The organism is Nocardia cyriacigeorgica (assembly GCF_005863245.1).
Classification (GTDB): domain Bacteria; phylum Actinomycetota; class Actinomycetes; order Mycobacteriales; family Mycobacteriaceae; genus Nocardia; species Nocardia cyriacigeorgica_C.
In genome coordinates this window covers 35,535-53,993 of record NZ_VBUT01000001.1, presented here as the reverse complement: position 1 = coordinate 53,993, position 18,459 = coordinate 35,535, and the positions used below count along the sequence as shown (strand labels likewise).

General features: G+C 69.1%; 16 protein-coding genes and 1 pseudogene. 11 read left to right on the top strand and 6 right to left on the bottom strand.

The features are described from left to right. Positions 1–5: 5 nt before the first annotated feature. Both FEK34_RS00255 and FEK34_RS00250 read right to left on the bottom strand, forming a co-directional pair. On the bottom strand, positions 6–500 hold the full coding sequence (locus FEK34_RS00255; RefSeq protein ID WP_130919032.1) for an Lrp/AsnC family transcriptional regulator: 495 nt from the start codon (positions 498–500) through the stop codon (positions 6–8). Positions 501–615: 115 nt separating this feature from the next. Beyond that, a complete protein-coding gene (locus tag FEK34_RS00250) occupies positions 616–834 on the bottom strand; it encodes a hypothetical protein (protein WP_138445880.1) in 219 nt (72 codons plus the stop codon). 526 nt (positions 835–1,360) lie between these two features. Here FEK34_RS00250 and pdhA point away from each other — a divergent pair. From pdhA to FEK34_RS00235, 3 genes are all read left to right on the top strand, one after another. Continuing rightward, positions 1,361–2,458 carry a pyruvate dehydrogenase (acetyl-transferring) E1 component subunit alpha gene (gene pdhA, locus FEK34_RS00245; RefSeq protein WP_048833931.1) on the top strand — a complete coding sequence of 366 codons (1,098 nt, stop codon included), beginning with the start codon at positions 1,361–1,363 and terminating at the stop codon, positions 2,456–2,458. Next, entirely contained in the window at positions 2,455–3,429 is a 975-nt protein-coding gene (locus tag FEK34_RS00240; RefSeq protein WP_138445879.1) for an alpha-ketoacid dehydrogenase subunit beta, read from the top strand. The genes pdhA and FEK34_RS00240 overlap by 4 nt, the downstream gene beginning before the upstream one ends. A gap of 102 nt (positions 3,430–3,531) precedes the next feature. Continuing rightward, the gene (locus tag FEK34_RS00235; protein ID WP_014349368.1) at positions 3,532–4,917 is read left to right on the top strand and encodes a dihydrolipoamide acetyltransferase family protein; all 1,386 of its coding nucleotides are present in this window, start codon (positions 3,532–3,534) and stop codon (positions 4,915–4,917) included. Here FEK34_RS00235 and FEK34_RS00230 read toward each other — a convergent pair. Next, positions 4,895–6,163: a benzoate/H(+) symporter BenE family transporter gene (locus FEK34_RS00230; RefSeq protein WP_249358720.1), complete on the bottom strand. Its 1,269-nt coding sequence runs from the start codon at positions 6,161–6,163 to the stop codon at positions 4,895–4,897. The genes FEK34_RS00235 and FEK34_RS00230 overlap by 23 nt on opposite strands. A gap of 179 nt (positions 6,164–6,342) precedes the next feature. Here FEK34_RS00230 and FEK34_RS00225 point away from each other — a divergent pair, with 179 nt between their 5' ends. The 4 genes and pseudogenes from FEK34_RS00225 (at position 6,343) to FEK34_RS00215 (ending at position 9,049) form a co-directional block, all read left to right on the top strand. Beyond that, entirely contained in the window at positions 6,343–7,158 is an 816-nt protein-coding gene (locus FEK34_RS00225) for a sulfurtransferase (RefSeq protein WP_138445878.1), read from the top strand. 255 nt (positions 7,159–7,413) lie between these two features. Next, positions 7,414–7,581 (top strand): annotated as a pseudogene (locus FEK34_RS30525) (helix-turn-helix domain-containing protein); the annotation flags it as partial. A gap of 177 nt (positions 7,582–7,758) precedes the next feature. Further along, positions 7,759–8,586, top strand: coding sequence for a transcriptional regulator (locus FEK34_RS00220; protein WP_249358758.1), 828 nt, complete (start codon positions 7,759–7,761; stop codon positions 8,584–8,586). Between the two features lie 199 nt (positions 8,587–8,785). After that, positions 8,786–9,049 (top strand): hypothetical protein, encoded by a 264-nt coding sequence (locus FEK34_RS00215; protein WP_249358719.1) that lies wholly within the window; start codon positions 8,786–8,788, stop codon positions 9,047–9,049. 100 nt (positions 9,050–9,149) lie between these two features. Here the strand turns inward: FEK34_RS00215 and FEK34_RS00210 are convergent, their stop codons facing one another. Beyond that, positions 9,150–9,827, bottom strand: a complete 678-nt coding sequence (locus FEK34_RS00210) for an HNH endonuclease family protein (protein WP_138445876.1) — start codon at positions 9,825–9,827, stop codon at positions 9,150–9,152. Positions 9,828–10,136: 309 nt separating this feature from the next. Continuing rightward, positions 10,137–10,499 (bottom strand): hypothetical protein, encoded by a 363-nt coding sequence (locus FEK34_RS00205; protein ID WP_138445875.1) that lies wholly within the window; start codon positions 10,497–10,499, stop codon positions 10,137–10,139. Between the two features lie 242 nt (positions 10,500–10,741). Between FEK34_RS00205 and FEK34_RS00200 the strand changes: the two genes are divergently transcribed. Together FEK34_RS00200 and FEK34_RS00195 are read left to right on the top strand one after the other, a co-directional pair. Further along, entirely contained in the window at positions 10,742–13,555 is a 2,814-nt protein-coding gene (locus FEK34_RS00200; protein WP_138445874.1) for a DEAD/DEAH box helicase, read from the top strand. Further along, the gene (locus FEK34_RS00195; protein WP_138445873.1) at positions 13,552–14,322 is read left to right on the top strand and encodes a hypothetical protein; all 771 of its coding nucleotides are present in this window, start codon (positions 13,552–13,554) and stop codon (positions 14,320–14,322) included. Before FEK34_RS00200 ends, FEK34_RS00195 begins: the two co-directional genes overlap by 4 nt. Before the next feature lie 80 nt (positions 14,323–14,402). Here the strand turns inward: FEK34_RS00195 and FEK34_RS00190 are convergent, their stop codons facing one another. Continuing rightward, the gene (locus FEK34_RS00190) at positions 14,403–15,479 is read right to left on the bottom strand and encodes an amidohydrolase family protein (protein ID WP_138445872.1); all 1,077 of its coding nucleotides are present in this window, start codon (positions 15,477–15,479) and stop codon (positions 14,403–14,405) included. A 109-nt stretch (positions 15,480–15,588) separates the two neighbouring features. On the opposite strand from FEK34_RS00190, the gene FEK34_RS00185 reads away from it, so the two are divergent. Both FEK34_RS00185 and FEK34_RS00180 read left to right on the top strand, forming a co-directional pair. After that, positions 15,589–16,767, top strand: a complete 1,179-nt coding sequence (locus FEK34_RS00185; RefSeq protein WP_171047983.1) for a DUF2157 domain-containing protein — start codon at positions 15,589–15,591, stop codon at positions 16,765–16,767. 186 nt (positions 16,768–16,953) lie between these two features. Continuing rightward, positions 16,954–18,456, top strand: a complete 1,503-nt coding sequence (locus FEK34_RS00180) for a CoA-acylating methylmalonate-semialdehyde dehydrogenase (protein WP_138445870.1) — start codon at positions 16,954–16,956, stop codon at positions 18,454–18,456. Positions 18,457–18,459: the final 3 nt, after the last annotated feature.

Genomic DNA, 18,459 nt, shown 5'->3' with positions numbered 1-18,459 from the left:
CCCGATCACCCGGATTCGGCGATCCGCTCCAACAGCGGTGATATCCGCGGCCCCACCAATTCCCGCATCACCAGAGCCATATTGGTGCGCTCAACACCCGGGATCTTCAGGATGCGCCCGGTGATGCGGTAGAGATCATCGGCGTCGCGGGCCACCACCCGCACGGTGAGATCGGTGGCGCCGGTCATCCCGCACACCTCGGTGACCTCGGGGACTTCCGCGAGCTCGTCCACCACCGGATCGAGTTTGTGCTGGTCGACCACCACCGCGACGAACGCCGCCAGCGGATAGCCGAGCGCCCGGGCCTGCACCCGCCGCTCGAAACTGGCGAGCACACCGTTGGCCTCCCAGCGCGCCAGCCGCGCCTGCACCGTATTGCGCGACAATCCCAGCCGAGCGGCCAGCTCCACGCCGGTCGCCCGCGGGTTGTCCACCAGCTCCAGCAGCAGCCGCGCGTCGGTGGCGTCGACGGCGGGATCGGCGAGCTCTCGACCGGTCATATATCGCATGATGGCACGCCCGGGTCGCCCGCAGGGGTGATCAGCGCACCCGGCGGCCATCATGCGACCGGCACGGGCGGAATGCTCCGCCCGTGCCATCGACTAGGGGATAGGCCTAGGTGCAGTGGATCGACGAGCCGCACATCAGGCGATCGATCAGCGAAAGCACTGCGCTACCCGACGACGCGCCACCCGGTGCGGGCTCACCCGGCGCGACCACGGGGGTGACCATCGGGGTGACGGGCAGCGGCTCGGCGAGGGCCGGACCCGCGGTGAGAACGGTGCCGAGAGCCAGTGCCGCGACGCCTGCGCCGAGCAGCTTGGGGAACGACATGATGAATCCTTTGTTCGGTGCGATGAGAGGGACCCGGTCGCGGATCGGACCGAGCCGTGCGGCATCGCCAGAGCCGGCATCTCGACGGCGACGCGGGGCGCGGACGGCCGAATGTGCCCTTCTGCTAACAGGTTTGGCCGGGCCGCGCGGCCCACGGAGACTATCGGGGCGCCTGCCGGGCCGTTACAGCCGCAATTCCGGCGGTGTGTGGTCGGCAGGCCCGGGTCGCCCGCTCCCGTCTTGTACGAGAGACGCGCGAGCCGGTGCACGACTACACCGAACCTGCGCGGTCGTCGGCCCGCCCACCGGCTCTGCTCGGCGGCCGGTTTCTGCGTCGTAGCAGGGGCGATGCACGCGACGCCGGGTAGTTGATCTGTCACAACGTGCAATATGACCGGGGAGTCACCCCTGGAATCGAGCATTCTGCTCAGTTTCGTGTCGCTCGCTTGCGCACATCGCCGGATCGTGGATGCTGTGTGATACAGGACACAATCCTGACTCCGATGTGCAGGAGGCGGTGAAGGAGATGCTCGGTAAACCCAGCTATCCGGTACAACTGATCCAGCCCGACGGCCGGCGCGTCCTCGACCGGGAACATGCCGCGGTGGTCGCCGATATCGGGCCCGACAAGCTGCGCGATCTCTACGAAGACCTGGTGGTGACCCGTCGCATCGACACCGAGGCCACGGCCTTACAGCGGCAGGGGCAGCTCGGGCTGTGGGCGCCGTTGCTCGGCCAGGAGGCCGCGCAGGTGGGTTCGGCGCGTGCCCTGCACCCCGACGACTACGTGTTCTGTAGCTACCGGGAGGCGGCTGTCGCCTATTGCCGCGGCGTCGATCCGGCTCAGCTGACCCGGATGTGGCGCGGTGTCGCCCATTCCTGCTGGGATCCCGATGTCATCAAGACGACCAATCCGGCCATCGTGGTCGGCGCGCAGGGCCTGCACGCCACGGGTTACGCCTACGCCGCGCATCTGGAAGGCGCCGATATCGCCACCATCGCCTATTTCGGCGACGGCGCCACCAGTCAGGGCGATATCGCCGAGGCACTGGGATTCGCGGCGAGCTGGAGCGCGCCGGTGGTGTTCTTCTGCCAGAACAACCACTGGGCGATCAGCGAACCGGTCCGGTTGCAGAGCGCCACCCCCATCGCCCAGCGCGCCCTCGGCTACGGCATCCCCTCGGTACAGGTCGACGGCAACGATGTGCTGGCCGTGCTCGCCGTCACCCGGCAGGCGCTGGCCCGTGCGCACGCCGGCGGCGGCCCGTCGTTCATCGAGGCGATCACCTACCGGATGGGCCCGCACACCACCGCCGACGATCCGACCCGCTACCGCTCCGACGCCGAAACCGAGGAGTGGAAGAAGCGCGACCCGATCGATCGGGTGCACCGGCTGCTCGGCCGGGAGAATCTGCTGGACGAGCAGTTCGAGCAGCGGGTCCGCGACAGGGCCGACGAGATCGCCTCCGTGGTCCGCACCGCGACCATCACGATGCCCGATCCCGACCCGATGGAGCTGTTCGAGCACGTCTACAGCACCGAGCATCCGCTGATCGCCGAACAACGGCGCGCGTACGCACAGCACCTGGCCGCCCACGCGTCAACGGAAGGAGTCCCGTCATGATCACCACCTTCGCCGCCGCACTCAATACCGGTCTGCGCCGGGCACTGGAGGACGACCCGAAGGTGCTGCTCATGGGCGAGGACATCGGCCGCCTCGGCGGGGTGTTCCGGGTGACCGACACCCTGCAGAAGGATTTCGGCAACAACCGCGTCATCGACGCGCCGCTGGCCGAATCCGGCATCATCGGCACCGCGTTCGGCATGGCATTGCGCGGATTCCGTCCGGTGTGCGAGATCCAATTCGACGGTTTCGTCTATCCGGCCTTCGACCAGATCGTGTCCCAGGTGGCCAAGATCCACTATCGCACCCAGGGAAAGGTGAAGGCGCCGATCACCATTCGCATTCCGTTCGGCGGCGGCATCGGTTCGGTCGAGCATCATTCCGAATCGCCGGAGGCCTATTTCGCGCACACCGCCGGTCTGCGGGTGATGACGCCGAGCAACCCGGCCGACGCGTATGTGATGATCCGCCAGGCGATCGCGCTCGACGATCCGGTGATCTTCTTCGAACCCAAGCGCCGCTACTGGGACAAGGCCGACGTCGATTTCGACGCCCCCGCCGAGCTCGCCCCGGATCGCGCCCGGGTCTGCCGCGAGGGCACCGACGCCACCCTCGTCGCCTATGGCGGCACCGTCGCCACCGCGCTGGGGGCTGCGAAAATAGCCGCCGAGGAAGGGCATTCGCTCGAGGTGATCGATCTGCGCAGCCTCTCACCGATCGACTTCGACACCGTCGAAGAGTCGGTGGCCAAGACCGGACGGCTGATCGTGGTGCACGAGGCGCCGGTCTTCGCCGGGCTCGGCGCGGAAATCGCCGCGCGGATCACCGAACGCTGCTTCTATCACCTGGAGGCGCCGGTGCTGCGCGTCGGCGGCTTCGATATCCCGTATCCGCCTGCCAAACTCGAAAAGCACCATCTGCCCGACCCGGATCGCATTCTCGCGGCCGTGGATCGCTCGCTGGCCGCGTGACGTGATTGCGCCTCGACGGCCTGCCGCACCACGCGGACGTCGTCGGGGCGGCACAATCGCAGACAGCCAGCGACCAGCTCGATCGAGACCGAGGTGCCTTTCGTGAACGAACCGCGTGCCGACGACCCGAACCAGGTGCTGGAATTCCGGCTGCCCGATCTGGGGGAGGGCCTGACCGACGCCGAACTGCAATCGTGGTCGGTGGCCGTCGGCGACGCCGTCGAGCTGAATCAGACCATCGCCGAGGTGGAGACGGCCAAGGCGGTGGTGGCGTTGCCGTCACCGTTCGCGGGCACGGTGGTGGAACTGCTGGTCGAGCCGGGGGCGACGGTGCCGGTCGGCGCGCCGCTGATCCGGGTGCGGACCACGGCGCCCGCCACACCGGAGGCGCCCGTCGTCACGGCGGATTCCGCGCCCGCGAAGCCCGCTGAGCCGGAGCGCACGTCGGTGCTGGTCGGATACGGCCCGGAAGGGGAGGCGGTGTCGCGGCGACGCCGCCCCGCCGAGCCGGTCAACGCCGCCCATCCGCAGAGCTCGGCGGCGAACGGGAAACAGTCGACCGCTGCCCGCGCCGCAGCAACCCCCGCAGCCCGGAAACTGGCCAAAGAGCTGGGCATCGACCTGTGGTACGTCGCGGGTTCCGGCCCGCAGGGCGCGGTCACCGTCGACGACGTCCGTTCGGCGGTCCCGGTCTCCTCGCCGCGGGTCCGCGCCGCCGAGCCCGCCGCAGCGCCCGCCACGACCGAGACTCCGGCGGGAGCCGAATCCGGCGTCGTGCGTCCGCCCGCCCGCGAAGAGCGCACCCCCATCAGCGGGGTCCGCAAACGCACCGCCGCCGCCATGGTCGCCAGCGCGCGCACCATCCCGCAGGCCGGTGCCTCGATCACGGTGGACTGCACGGCGAGCATGGAACTGCTCGACCATCTGCGCACCACCGCGCCGTTCACCGGATTGACGCTGACCCCGCTGGCACTGGTGGCGAAATCGGTGCTGGCCGCGCTGGCGGAATTCCCGGGCCTGAACGCCTATTGGGACGAGGCGAATCAGGAGATCGTCACCAAGCACTACGTCAATCTCGGGATCGCGGTGGCCACCGACCGCGGCCTGCTGGTACCCAATATCAAGGACGCGCACGCGTTGAGCCTGCGCGATCTGTGCCGGGAGATCGGCTGGCTGGTCGATGTCGCCCGCGCGGGCAATGCCGCGCCCACCGACCTGCGCGGCGGTACCTTCACCATCTCCAATGTCGGCGTCTTCGGCGTCGACGCCGGTATGCCGCTGGTCAATCCGGGGGAGGCGGCGATCCTGTGCCTCGGCGCGATCACCAAGCGCCCCTGGGTGGTGCGCGATGAGCTCGCCATTCGCTGGGTCACCACGCTGACGCTCAGTTTCGACCACCGCATGATCGACGGCGAACAGGCCGCGCGGTTCCTGGCGACCACGGCCGGGTTGCTGGAGGATCCGCTCACTCTGCTGAGCCGTTTGTAGCCTGCTCGGTCGCCGGGCGTGCGGTTCGGCGGCGCAAGGTGTAGCGCACGCTCAGACCCGCGATCACCGCCCAGAACGCCGAACCGATGCCGAGGAAAGCGATCCCGGACGCGGCGACCAGGAAGGTGACCACGCCTGCCTCCCGATCCTGTTCCGAGGCCAGCGCAGCCGCCAGCGCCGCGGCGAGGGTGGGCAGCAAGGCCAGTCCCGCAACGGTTTCCAGGGTTCCCGCCGGAGCGACGGCGATGACGTTGACCAGTGCGGCCGAACCGAGCCCGAGCAGGAGATAGCTCGCACCCGCGGTGCAGCCGGCGATCCAGCGGCGCCGCGGATCCGGATGGGCGGCCGGTGCGGCGGACAGGGCCGCGCTGATGGCGGCGAGATTGATCGCGTGGCCACCGGCGGGCGCACCGGCGACGGTGCCGAGTCCGGTCACCGTCATCGCGGCACGCCAGGGCACGCGGTAGTCGAACGAGCACAGGACGGCGACGCCGGGGATGTTCTGCGACGCCATGGTCACGACATAGAGCGGCACCGCGATGCTGATCATGGCCTGCCAACTCCACTGCGGCACAGTCAGTTCGATCGACGGTACCATGGCGGCGAGATCGAGGTGCTTGTGCCCGGCGACGATGCCGACGCCCACCCCGACCGCGGCCGCGCCGAACGCCGCGAGCACCGCCCAGCGCGCGGCGACGCGACGCATGATCAGCCATACCGCGATCACCGGCACCACCACCGCCGGGCTGGTCTGCACCGCCCGCACCGGCGCCAGGCACAGCGATATCAGCACGCCTGCCAGCATGGCCTGCGCGATCTCCATCGGGATCGCGGCGACCAGGTCGGCGAGTCGCCGCGACAGTCCGGTGGCCACGATCAGTACACCGGTCGCCACGAACGCGCCGACGGCCGCGGCCCAGCCGCCCGCCACCACTCCGGTGCCTGCGAGCAGCGCAGCACCGGGCGTGGACCAGGCCAGGGTGATCGGCATCCGGAACCGGTAACTCAGCACCAACATGCCGACGGCCTGGGCGAGGCAGAGCGCGAGCAGCCCCGACGCGGCTTGTGCGGGAGTGGCGCCGACCGCCGTCAGGCCGCTGAGCACCACGGCGAACGAGCTGGTGAAGCCGACCAGCGCGGTGATCACGCCCGCGCCGATCGGCTGGGTGATGTCGCGTGCGCCGGATGAACTCGTGGCGGGGTCGGTGGTCGGCGGCGCGGCGGTGGACGGCGATTTCTGCGACATTGTGGCGATATTGCGCCGGTCCGGGCGTGCTGTCCCGAGCCAGTCGATGAGAACTGGCCTGAAATCGTGCTCGCGTGCGTTCGGCCGGCTTTTTCCGGGTCACCGCACGAGAGCGCGGACCTGGCCGTACGCTGGGAGGCGACGGGCTCGACGAGGCGGGATCTGAACGAGGAGCTGGGGTGCGGCCGGTACTCATTTCGGCGGACGAACTGCGGGACGCGTTGTCGGACAATCGAGTACGGCTACTCGATGTCCGCTGGGCGCTGGGCGATCCGGACGGCCCGCAACACTATCTGGACGGGCATATTCCCGGCGCGGTCTTCGTCGACCTGGAGACCGAACTCGCCGCGCCGCCCTCACCCGCGCGCGGCAGGCATCCGCTGCCCGATATCGGTCAGCTGGAGAAATGCGCCCGCAGCTGGGGCGTGTGCACCGGCGACACCGTCGTTGTCTACGACGCGACCGGCGGCATGGCGGCCGCCCGCGCCTGGTGGTTGCTGCGCTGGGCCGGACTGACCGATGTGCGCATCCTCGACGGCGGCCTGCCCGCCTGGACCGCGACCGGAGCCGAGCTGGCCACGGGCGCCGAGCCTGATCCGGCCGACGGCGATGTCGAGTTGAGCCCGAACCATCTGCCCGTCATCGATGCCGACGCCGCCGCCCGCTGGCCCGGTGCGCTGCTCGATGCACGGGCCGGCGAACGCTTCCGCGGCGAACAGGAGCCCATCGACCCCCGCGCGGGCCATATCCCGGGCGCCATCAGCGCACCCACCGCCGAGAACCTCACCGCCGACGGCCACTTCCGCAGCCCCGATGAACTGCGCGAACGCTTCGCCGATTGCGCGGGCCCGGTCGCTGTCTACTGCGGCTCCGGCGTCACCGCCGCCCACCAGATCGCGGCACTGGCGGTCGCGGGCATCGACGCCGCGCTGTATCCGGGTTCGTGGTCGCAGTGGTCGAACGACCCGAAACGAGTGGTCGCCACCGGGGAGTGAGAGCTGCCACGATCGCCGGCGGCGGTTCAGAGCCGACTGACAGAAACCGGGGACGAGGCGATCGCGAACGCGGTCGGTGGTACGGCGGGCGGGATCGGCGTTGGTCGAGTTGACGACGGAACTGCCCGTCGGACAACCTCTGACGCGAGCGAGCAGGTAGCCTGCGGTGCTGCGTCCAGAGCTCCGATGATCAGCACTGCGGCACACCTCCGGGACTCCAGTGCGCAATATCGGTGACAGCCTTAGCCTGGAGTGATGGATCTGGGGCAACGGCTGCGATCGGTTCGGAAGCGGCGCGGGTTCAATCAGCGCGAGCTAGCAGATATCTCGGGTGTCTCGTTGTCTTTGATCCGGAAACTCGAACAAGGAGACCGGTCGACCGCGCGGCTGGAGACAGTGCGCAAACTCGCTGTCGCATTGCGTGTTCGCACGTCCACATTGCAGGACGGACCGGCTGATGCCGAACATGCAGACCCTGATACAGCGGATCTGTGGGAGCCGGTCCGGCGTGCACTGTCCGGGCCGAGCTGCGCGCCGAGTGATGAGGATGATCATCCGACCAACGCCGGAGTGCAGGCCGGCTACGAGGCGTTGATGCCGATGATCGATGCACATCGTTATCGCGACATCGCCGCGCTGCTGCCGCCGTTGCTGCGCGACGCCGAGATGCTCGGTGATCACGAAGGCAGGGCGATCCGGGCCCGGTTGCTCAGTCTCACCGGCTGGATGCTCACTCAGAATCGGCAGTTCGACATCGCTGCTATGACGTTGGATCAAGCCATCGACACCGCTCCTGAGCGCGGGATCGCGGTCGGCGCGGTGAATGTCGCAGTATGGTCACATCTGCGGCAGGGTGATCTGACGGCCGCGCGCGATCTTGCCGTGCGCTGGGCCGACGACATCGAACCCCGATTCTCACGTGCGACGGCAGCACAACTCGCGCTGTGGGGTCGGCTGTGGCTCTACGTCGCCAATGTCGAGGTGCGGGACAACTCGCCGGGCACGACCGATGACGCCTTGAGCCTTGCTCGATCGGCGGCGGTGCGAATCGGCCGCGAGGTGCTGTACGACCCGAATCCGAACCGGCTGTTCGGTCCGATCACCGTCGCACAGATCACTGGCGAATGTGCGGTCATCGCCGAGCAGCCGACCACAACACTCGACATCGCGGAGCGGCTACCCGTCGCTGTCCTGTCACCGACGGCGGCGGGGAGATTGCGTCATCGGTTGGATGTGGCGAACGCGCACACCCAGTTGCGGCAGTTCGGCGAAGCAGTGCGGACGCTGCGGGAAGTCCGCTCGGCTGCGCCGGAATGGCTCGTCCAGCAGCGTTACGCACGCGACATACTCGGCCGGATAGTTCGGGAGCGACGCACTCTCACTCCGGAAATGCGGGATCTCGCCGACTCGGTTCGACTCGACTACTGAGAATGTGAATCTCGATCCCTACGTGACACTTTCGTCGGACACAGCCTCGATGTGCCACAGACCTGCACTGCCCTTGCGGTGAGACTCGGTTCGACCCAACCGCCAGGTGCCCGACAGCCCCGGCGGTGGAGTGAACCCAACCGCAGAGCAGGGGGTCGGAGTGAATGAACCGATAGCGCTCGGATGGATCGACCACGACGTGAGCGTCGCCATTGGGTGGGACCGAGCGCAGATGCGACGGCTCGCACGGCGTCTCGGGTACCAGCTCGTCTGGCCGGATGAGCGCTCGATGCTGCCGGTGGCCGACCAGGCTCGCGACGCGGGGGCTGACGCGGTGATCCTGCCTACCCCGGATCACCTGGGCCCGTTGGAGTTGAACCGCGTGATGAACGTCGCTGACGTGGAGACGGTCATCCCCCGGTTGTCCTTTGCCCGGTGGAGCATTCGGCAGACGTTGCGGTGAACGGATGGACAACGGCCGGATGGATTATTACGACCGGGATACCACTGCTGGTGATCGCCTGGGCGATCTGGTGGCCGGACGAGTAGTTGCGCCCGGCGTCTCAGCTCGGGCAGGTGACGGCGATCGACTGTAGCGCGGCGTGGTCGGCGGCGGTGATCGGCAGGTCGTAGCGGATGGCCACAGTCAGATATTTGCCGGCGTAGAAGCAGTGGCCGGGGCGAGACGGTGGCAGCCAGTCTGCCGGTGTGCTGTCGCTCTTGGCCTGGTTGGCGGCGCGGGTAGTGGCCTGGAGGTTGTAGTCGATGTCGTTGGCGAAGCCGACGCGGCGCTCGAGTGGCCACGCGGCGGCGCCCATGTCCCAGGCGGCCGCCAGCGGGTAGACGTGGTCGATCGGCACGTTCTTGGCATCGGATTTGCTGAATGTCACCCGGGTGCCGGTGTACGGATCGGCCAGCGTACCGGCGACCACCACACAGTCGCGGGTGCCCGGCCGATAGGCGACGCCGGTGAGCTGGCGGGCCAGCACATTGTTGCGGGTATCGCAGCCGTCGTGCCCGCCCGTTCCCTCGTAATCGTCGGACCAGGCGGGCCCGAACACGCAGGACTCGCCGTCCCGGCAACCGCGTTCGTAGCCGCCCGGATGCGGCCGCGTCTGGACCACCCGAACGGTCGCGAGCAACCGCTCGATCTCGGCGCGGGGTGGACTGCCCGGCGCGGGCGTCGTCGGCTGAGCGCAGCCACTGACCAGGCACAACGCTGCGAGCAGCGCACCAACCACGGGTGTCGCGCCGCGCCGTGCACACGGGAATCCGGTGCGCCGCGTCCGGAGCAGCAGGGTGCCGACGCCATGATCCGCGCACAGCTTGCCCGCACCGGGAATCCGCCGACGCACCCTGCCGGGTCGGCGTCGCCGCGCCGCCCATCTCCACAGCGCTGACCACGCCGCTACCGCAGCACCGACGGCTCGGGCCGAATACTGCCCGGGCACCGGGGCTGTCGAGACCTGCTGTCGCTTCCCCACCCGCATGGAGAAGTTGTACCGGTGCCCACCGACAGACGGCGGCATCCGGTGCGGGCAGGGCGGGACTTACAGCCAGGCGCGGGCCAGCAGTTCGTCGGCGGTGTCCTGGACGCCGTGCGGCGGGAATCGGGTCGCGGCCAAGGTGCTGCTGTGGGTGCCGTCGTGGCCGATCACCCAGGACCCGCCGCGATCCTCGCATTCGGCGATCTTGGCGAAGGTGGTGAGCAGGAAGGTGATCGCATCGTGCGGGTCGGCGGTGTGCGCCAGCCGCTGCGATTCACCCGGCCGGGACAGGTCGAGCCAGACGCCGGATTCGCCGTCCAGCCGCATCCCGACGATGCAGTGAGTGTTGACGAAGGTGAATTTGCGCCGTTCCCAGGGTGTGGTCGGCGTGAAGCTCTGCTCGAGAACCTGGAGCAGAATCGTCATGCTGCTGCCCTCCGCTGTATGTGCCGCCGTTGTGTGAGTGACCGCGCTGTCATGCTGCGGGCGTCTGGTGGACGCCGCTGTCCTGGTTGTCGAAAGACTCCGCTACCGCGCCTGCCTAGCGTCTGAAACTCCGCGGTGACCAGCGGATATGCCAAGTATCGTCCGTGTCGGCCGATAAATCCAGAGCTGCGCGGGCCTGACCACGGGGCCGCGGTGTCGGTGCCGGGTGCTTTGATGAGGCCATGCTGCACGGTCTGTGGTCGCCGGGATCCGGGCTGCTGCTGTGGCACCCTCCCGGCCACGGCGCGGGCCCCGATGCCGGCGCCGCGAAGGCCGTGCCCGGCTTGCTCGGCGATGTCGTGCGCACCGCGAAGTTCCGGCATCGCGCCCAAGTGCTGCTCGCCGGTGACGGCGGATTCCGCAGCGAACGGGTGCCCGCGCACGCTTTGGCTCCCGATGCCGCCGCGGCCGCGCTGCGACAACGTCTGCCCGCCGCAGCAGTGGCAGGTGACCTGAGGTTTCTCGCGCATATCGCACTCGGTATCGAGCGCTGGGTGCGGGCCGGGCGCGTGGTGCCCGAGTTGCGCCGCGACGACGGGCAATGGTGGGCGCGCTGGCGCCTGGTGGGCGGTGCGGGGCAGCGGGCCTGGCTGGCCGAACTCGCCTCCGCGATGCCCGCCGCGCTGCGCGTTGCCGGTGAGCCGGCCGCCGTGCTCGACGACATGGTCACCGAACTCACCGATCCCATTGTCCGCGAACTGATTCCGGCGCGGGACTGCCCGCATCCGCTGGTGCATGGGCTCACCGCCGACGTCCCGGTGGAGGCGGGCAGTCACCAGGCCGCGCAGATGCTGGAACGCTGGCGCGCCAGTCTCGCCGCCGACGAACCCGAACTGGTGCTGCGGCTGCTCGAACCCGACGCCGACGACACCGACGAGGTGGCGCTGTGGCGGCTGGAGGTCTGCCTGCGCGTCGATGGCCAGGCGCCCAATCCCGTTCCGCTCAACGGTGATCCAGGTTTGGTGCGGGCCGCGGTGGAACGGCTCGGCGAAGCACAGCGCGCCTACCCTCGGCTGCGCGATCTGCCGGGCGACCCGCGCACCATGGATCTGCTGCTGCCCACCGAAGTGGTGGTCGATCTGGTCGCGCACGGTGTACACGCGTTGCAGGAGGCCGGCATCCGGCTGCTGCTGCCGAGAGCCTGGACGGTGGCGGCGCCGTCCATGCGGTTGCGGGTGAACAGCGCCGTGCCCGCGGCCGAGCGCACCGTCGGATTGCCCGGGCTGGTGTCCTACCGCTGGGAGCTGGCCCTCGGCGATACCGTGCTCAGCCGGGACGAGATGCAGCGGCTGATCCACGCGAAATCGGACCTCGTGCAGTTGCGCGGCGAGTGGGTGCAGGCCGATCACAAGGTGCTCTCCGCCGCCGCGAAGTACGTCGCGCTGCATGCCGAGGACGCCGAGGTCACCCTCGCCGACATGATCGGCGAGATCGCCGCGACCCGCGTCGATCAGGTGCCGGTCACCGAGGTCAGCGCCACCGGTTGGGCGGCCGAACTGTTCGATCCGTCCGCCGCCGACGAGCCGGTGCCCGCGCCGATCGGGTTGAAGGCGCAGCTGCGGCCGTATCAGGAGCGCGGCCTGTCCTGGCTGGCCACCATGAGCCGGATGGGTCTGGGCGCGATCCTCGCCGACGATATGGGGCTGGGCAAGACGATCCAGGTCCTCGCACTGCTGCTGCACGAACGCGGGAGCGAGCGGCCGGTCGGGCCGACGCTGCTGGTGTGCCCGATGTCGGTGGTCGGCAATTGGCAGCGCGAGGCCGAGCGATTCGCGCCCGACCTGCGTGTGCTCGTCCATCACGGCGCCGGGCGCGCCAAGGGCGAGCAGCTGTGGTCCGCCATCGCCGACGCCGACCTGGTGCTCACCACCTATGCCCTGATGGCCCGCGATATCGCGGATCTGGCCGCCCGCGACTGGGAGCGCGTGGTGCTCGACGAGGCTCAGCACATCAAGAATTCGGGCACCAGGCAGGCCAGGGCCGCCCGCGCGCTACCGGCCAGGCACCGGCTGGCGCTGACCGGAACTCCGGTGGAGAACCGGCTCGAAGAACTGCGCTCGATCCTGGACTTCACCATGCCGAAACTGCTCGGCAGCGCCCAGACCTTCCGCGCCAGATTCGCCGTGCCGATCGAACGCGAACGCGACGAGAACGCCATCACCCGGCTGCGCACCGTCACCGCGCCGTTCGTGCTGCGCCGGGTGAAGACCGACCCGAGCGTGATCTCCGACCTGCCCGACAAACTCGAGATGACGGTGCGCGCCAACCTGACCGTCGAACAGGCCGCGCTCTACCAGGCCGTCGTCGACGACATGCTGAACAAACTCCGCGACGCCAAGGGTATGGCCCGCAAGGGCGCGGTGCTCGGGGCGCTGACCAGGCTCAAACAGGTCTGCAATCATCCGGCGCACTACCTCGGCGACGGCTCGCCGGTGCTGCGCCGGGGCGGGCATCGCTCCGGCAAGCTCGCCCTGGTGGAGGACGTGCTGGATTCCGTGCTCGCCGACGGGGAAAAAGCCCTGCTGTTCACCCAATTCCGTGAGTTCGGCGAGCTGATCGCACCCTACCTGGCCGAGCGGTTCGGCACCAGGATTCCGTTCCTGCACGGCGGGGTCGCCAAACAGCGCCGCGACACCATGGTGGCCGAGTTCCAGTCCGCCGACGGACCGCCGCTGATGTTGCTGTCGCTCAAAGCCGGCGGCACCGGCCTCAACCTGACCGCCGCCAATCACGTTGTGCACCTGGACCGCTGGTGGAACCCGGCGGTGGAGAACCAGGCCACCGACCGTGCCTACCGGATCGGCCAGCAGCGGGCGGTGCAGGTGCGCAAGCTGGTGTGCGTCGACACCATCGAAGAGCGTATCGACGAAATGATCAGCGGCAAAAGACAACTCGCCGATCTCGCGGTCGGCTCGGGGGAGAACTGGATCACCGAGTTGAGCACCGATGAACTGCGTGATCTGTTCACTCTCGGAGCGGAGGCGGTGGGCGAATGAGTCCGCGCGTGGATTACCGCGAGTTCGGGCCGCGACGGCCGGTGTCCGGTGGGGTCGAAGCCCGCAGCAGGCGTGGGGCTTTCGCGCGCTCCGCGTGGGGGCGGGCGTTCATCGAGGCAGTTGAGCGGATGGCCGAACCCGGACGGCTCGCGCGCGGGCGCAGCTACGCGCGATCCGGGCAGGTGGTCAGCTACCGGATCGAACGCGGCGCGGTCGTCGGCGAGGTGCAGGGCAGCCAGCCGCGCCCGTTCACCGCGACCTGCACGGTGCGGCCGCTGCGCGCCGAGGAGATCGACCTGCTGATCGAGGAGATCCGTTCGGCTCCGGGCATGCTCGCCCAGATCGCCTCCGGTGCGCTGCCCGCCGCCCTGTCGCCGCATCTGCTGCCCGAGACCGCGGCCGATCTCGACTTCGGCTGCACCTGTCCCGATCCGGGCTGGCCGTGCAAGCATGTGGCCGCACTGTGTTATCTGCTCGCCGAACGGCTCGACGAGTACCCGCGCGATCTGCTCACGCTGCGTGGGCTGTCGCTGGACACGCTGATCGGCGGGGTGGAACGCGGCGCGGGCTCCGGCGGCGATACCGATCCCTACGGCGAGGACCTCGAACTACCGGCCCTGCCGACGCCCGAATACCGGGCCGCCGCAGACGATTTGGACTCGACGCTGTTGCGCCGCGCGTTACGCATGCTCGCCGAGGACGAACCGATGGCGGCGCACGGGCTGCGCACACTCACTGCCTGCTACACCGATCTACGCGACGGCTGAGCGCGCCGCATCCGGGGCACTCCACCGCAGCGAGTGAGTGCTTCCGGACGCCGGAACCCGCCGCCCGGCAGGGTGTTGCGTCAGGGTTCGTCGATGCGGTAGACGCGCTGGGCGTTGGCCCGGAAGACCTGATCCAGGCACTCCGAATCACCGACATGTTCGGTGACGACGGCCGCGACGGCCTGCGCGCTGCCCGCGATGGTGGTGATCGGCTTGTCCACCGGGAAATTGGAACCCCACACCAGCCGCTCGACCCCGAAACAGTCCACCGCATGCCGCAGCATCGGGCCGATCCGTTCGATCAGCTGGGGCACCGGTGTCGCGGTGCCGCGCGGCGGAACCGGATGCCCGAGAATCGGCATCATCAGGCCGCTGACCTTGGCCACCACATTCGGCTGGGCCGCGACGGCGGCGATATCGTCGCGCCAGCGCACGAACAGCTCGCGCCGATGCCCCGGGTTGTACCCCGTGTGCTTGCCGACCGCGCCGAAGATCCCGGCCGGCGTGCCGAGATGATTCAGCACGATGGTGACCTCGGGATACCGTGCGGCCAGCGCGACCACCTCGGGCAGCTGATGGGAATACACCCAGGCCTCGAACGACAGCTGCCGCTGCGCGAGTTCGGCGAACCCTTCGAGGAAAGCGTTGGCGGTGAGATCGCCGGGTGTGCTGGTGAACGAGCGCACGTCCGGGTCCGGATGGTGGGCGACCATGGTGCGGATCCCGCGCAGCAACGGCGACGCCGAGGCATGCGCGTCCAGCAGCTCGGCGAACCCCGGCGCGGCCGGATCGGCACTGGCGATGATCGCGCCCAGGCGCGGGGTGTCGATGCCGAACGGCAGGCTCGCCACCCAGCGGGTCTCGTCCGCCTTGGCCAGCGGACCGGCACCGGTCCATTCGACCTCGATATGGGCGATGGTGCCGACCTTCAGCCCGGCGGTGTCGTTACGGTAGTTCGCGGGCAGATACGGATGCATATATGGCGTCGGATCGCCGACGAACTCGCGGTCACGGCGCGGCGCCAGTTTCGTCGCGATACCGATCGGCAGCGGCAGATACTTGAACAACCGGGCCAGGCCACTGAAGTCGCGCGGCGTCGACAGCGGATCCCACTGGTGGATATGCGCGTCGATGATGGGAATGTCGGTGAGATCCATGATGTCCGTCCCGTCCGCCGTTCACCCGGTCCGGGCGATTGTCACACGCGAGCAGCGCCCGCATCCGGAGTACCGCCGAAACCGCGGGCGGGTCGGACATACTGACCGCGTGGTCGACGACAATGGCGCATCGGATGCGGCTCCCGATTCCAGCGAACCGGGCAGACGGGCCGCGCCGGCGCCGGCGGGCGATCCGGCCGACGGCGATTCTTCCGGTGACGGCGCCCAGCACGATGGTGCGACATCGGCGGACCGGGATGGCGTCGAGTCGAGCCGTCACGGCGCACCGCGCGGTCCGGCCCGCGCCGACCGCGACAGTCATGCGGCCGCGTTGCGCCCACTGGTCGAATCCGGGACGCTCACCGAGCAGCAGCTGGATGCCGTGCTCGGCGCTCTGGCCGAACCGCCTGCCCGTCCCGCGCGCACGAAATTGCTCGCCGAAATCGCGGCCTACACCGGCGCCGGGTTACTGCCCGCCGGAATCGCGCTGGTACTGGCGGCTTCCTGGGAGGACCTGGCCCGAACCGGGCGGGTCGCGATCCTCGCGCTGATCACGGTGGTGGTCGCGGCGATCGCGGTGGCGGTCGCGGGCGGGCCCGCCGCGCTGTTCCGGTCGATCCGTGACCGTGCCGCCGAACACACCCACGTCCAGGCCGCCCGCACCCGGCTCGCCGCCGTCCTGCTCGCACTCACCGCCGCACTGGTGGCGGGCACGGTCGGCTCCGCGATCGAGGACGGCAACACCGATTCGGCCTGGGTGTATGCCTGCGTAGCGGGCCTGATCGCGGCGGTGGCCGGCTATCTGGCGCTGCCGTCGCTGGTCGGGATCCTCGTGTGCGCGGTGTTCAGTGTGGCCGTGGTGTCCGGGGTGATCACCGATTTCGCCGAGCTGGACGACGGCTGGGTCGGCGCGGGGATTCTGCTGCTCGGCGTCGTCTGGGCCGCGCTGACCCGGCTCGGCGCGTTCGCCGAACGCTGGGCCGGGTACCTGATCGCGGTGGTCTTCGCCGTCTTCGGCGCCCAGTCCAGCGGCGAGTACGACAGCATGGTCCTCGCCTACTGGCTCACCGCGCTGGTAGCCGTGTTCTGCTTCGCCCTCTACCTGACCGAACGCTCCTGGGTTCTCGTCCTCGGCGGCGCGGGCGCGTTGGCTCTCGCTGCCGTCGAAGGCGTCTGGGACTGGACCGACGGCTCGGTCGCCGCCGCGGGCGCGGTCCTGATCCTCGGCGCACTGATCCTTGGGGCCGGTGGCTACCTGCTCACTCGCGCCGGCCACTCCTGCGGATAGGGCGCCCCAGCGGCTGGGTGGCCTAGCGGGCGTTATGCCTGTCGGGGGTCCATATCGCCTGAGTCTGGTGCGACCGAATGGGCGGGTGTACCATTTTGCTTGGACGTCCAACTATTGGACGACCGTAAACCTGCGCATGCGCCGCATGCTGCCGCTGTTCAACCACCACCCGAGGACAGGATTCGCATGGTTCGTGAGCTCACCCACTTCATCGGCGGACAGCAGGTCCCCGGCACCTCCGGCCGCTTCGGTGACGTGTTCGATCCCAATGCCGGGCAGGTGCAGGCCAGGGTTCCGCTGGCCAGTACCTCCGAGGTGGAGGCGGCGATCGCCAACGCCGCCGCCGCGCAGCCGGAATGGGCCGCGTTCAACCCGCAGAAGCGGGCGCGCGTCCTGATGAAATTCCTGACCCTGGTGCAGGACGAGATGGATTCGCTGGCGGCGCTGCTGTCGAGCGAGCACGGCAAGACCATCGCCGACGCCAAGGGCGATATCCAGCGCGGGCTCGAGGTCATCGAGTTCGCGACCGGCATCCCGCACCTGCTCAAGGGTGAATACACCGAGAGCGCGGGCACCGGCATCGACGTGTACTCGATGCGTCAGCCGCTCGGCGTGGTCGCGGGCATCACCCCGTTCAACTTCCCGGCCATGATCCCGCTGTGGAAGGCCGGACCGGCGCTGGCCTGCGGTAATGCCTTCGTGCTCAAGCCCTCCGAGCGCGATCCCTCGGTGCCGCTGCGGCTGGCCGAGCTGTTCCTCGAGGCCGGGCTGCCCGCCGGGGTGTTCAACGTCGTCAACGGCGACAAGGAAGCCGTCGACGCGATCCTGCACGATCCGCGGATCCAGGCCGTCGGCTTCGTCGGCTCCACGCCGATCGCCCAGTACATCTACGAGACCGCCACCGCCAACGGCAAGCGCGCCCAGTGCTTCGGCGGCGCCAAGAACCACGCCATCGTGATGCCCGACGCCGACCTCGACGACGTCGCCGATCAGCTCATCGGCGCCGGCTACGGTTCGGCCGGTGAGCGCTGCATGGCCATCTCGGTGGCCGTGCCGGTCGGTGAGGAGACCGCCGACCGGCTGGTCGCCAAGCTCACCGAGCGGGTGCACAAGCTCAATGTCGGCCGCTCCGATGATCCCGGCGTCGACTTCGGCCCGCTGGTCGGCAGCGACGGCGTGGACCGGGTGAAGAACTACATCCAGATCGGTGTCGACGAGGGCGCCGAACTGGTGGTGGACGGCCGCAACCTCACCGTCGACGGCGCCGAGGACGGCTACTTCGTCGGTGCGACCCTGTTCGACAAGGTCACCCCGCAGATGCGTATCTACACCGAGGAGATCTTCGGCCCGGTGCTCAGCGTGGTGCGCGCGCACGATTACGAGGAGGGCCTGCGCCTGGCCAGCGAGCACGAATTCGGCAACGGCGTCGCGATCTTCACCCGCGACGGAGACACCGCCCGTGATTTCGCCGCCCGCGTGCAGGTGGGCATGGTCGGCATCAATGTGCCGATCCCGGTGCCCATCGCCTACCACACCTTCGGCGGCTGGAAGCGGTCCGGTTTCGGCGATCTGAACCAGCACGGCCCGGATTCGATCCGCTTCTACACCAAGACCAAGACCGTCACCCAGCGCTGGCCGAAGGGTCTGAAGGAGAACGCGGACCACTTCGTCATCCCCACGATGGATTGATGC

Bases quoted from the DNA above. Each gene is read 5' to 3' on its own strand.
- FEK34_RS00195 (WP_138445873.1), top strand. From the start codon at position 13,552: ATGAGTCCGCGCGTGGATTACCGCGAGTTCGGGCCGCGACGGCCGGTG.
- FEK34_RS00220 (WP_249358758.1), top strand. From the start codon at position 7,759: ATGATCGATGCACATCGTTATCGCGACATCGCCGCGCTGCTGCCGCCG.
- FEK34_RS00230 (WP_249358720.1), bottom strand. From the start codon at position 6,163: ATGTCGCAGAAATCGCCGTCCACCGCCGCGCCGCCGACCACCGACCCC.
- FEK34_RS00180 (WP_138445870.1), top strand. From the start codon at position 16,954: ATGGTTCGTGAGCTCACCCACTTCATCGGCGGACAGCAGGTCCCCGGC.
- FEK34_RS00255 (WP_130919032.1), bottom strand. From the start codon at position 500: ATGACCGGTCGAGAGCTCGCCGATCCCGCCGTCGACGCCACCGACGCG.
- FEK34_RS00200 (WP_138445874.1), top strand. From the start codon at position 10,742: ATGCTGCACGGTCTGTGGTCGCCGGGATCCGGGCTGCTGCTGTGGCAC.
- FEK34_RS00190 (WP_138445872.1), bottom strand. From the start codon at position 15,479: ATGGATCTCACCGACATTCCCATCATCGACGCGCATATCCACCAGTGG.
- pdhA (WP_048833931.1), top strand. From the start codon at position 1,361: ATGCTCGGTAAACCCAGCTATCCGGTACAACTGATCCAGCCCGACGGC.
- FEK34_RS00240 (WP_138445879.1), top strand. From the start codon at position 2,455: ATGATCACCACCTTCGCCGCCGCACTCAATACCGGTCTGCGCCGGGCA.
- FEK34_RS00250 (WP_138445880.1), bottom strand. From the start codon at position 834: ATGTCGTTCCCCAAGCTGCTCGGCGCAGGCGTCGCGGCACTGGCTCTC.
- FEK34_RS00205 (WP_138445875.1), bottom strand. From the start codon at position 10,499: ATGACGATTCTGCTCCAGGTTCTCGAGCAGAGCTTCACGCCGACCACA.